Origin of the sequence: Mesorhizobium sp. M5C.F.Ca.ET.164.01.1.1, from assembly GCF_004792125.1 — a bacterium.
GTDB lineage: Bacteria > Pseudomonadota > Alphaproteobacteria > Rhizobiales > Rhizobiaceae > Mesorhizobium > Mesorhizobium wenxiniae.
The window spans coordinates 1-288 of sequence record NZ_SRTG01000560.1; the positions used below are offsets into that span (position 1 = coordinate 1).

The following is a 288-nucleotide window of genomic DNA, read 5'->3' on the forward strand; positions in this document are numbered from 1 at the left end:
GCGAATTCCTTCGGCACCCTGCGGACGAGATACCAGATGCCTTCACGTTTATGCGGCTTTGGCGCTGCGGAACGTCGCATTATCTTTCTCTAATGTTACACAGTTTGTTACACAGTCTAAGATAAGTTTCGCTTCGCGCTGGTCAAGCGCAACAAGGAAGCTTTTGAAAGGAAACGATTATTATGGAAGCTAAATGGCGGAGAGGGAGGGATTCGAACCCCCGATGCCCTTGCGAGCATGCCGCATTTCGAGTGCGGTGCATTCGACCACTCTGCCACCTCTCCGCGG

The 288-nt window shown here is 52.4% G+C and carries 1 tRNA gene; it reads right to left on the reverse strand.

The annotated features are described in order from the left end of the window. Window positions 1-194: 194 nt before the first annotated feature. Window positions 195-284: transfer RNA gene (locus EN807_RS34740), tRNA-Ser, on the reverse strand. Window positions 285-288: the final 4 nt, after the last annotated feature.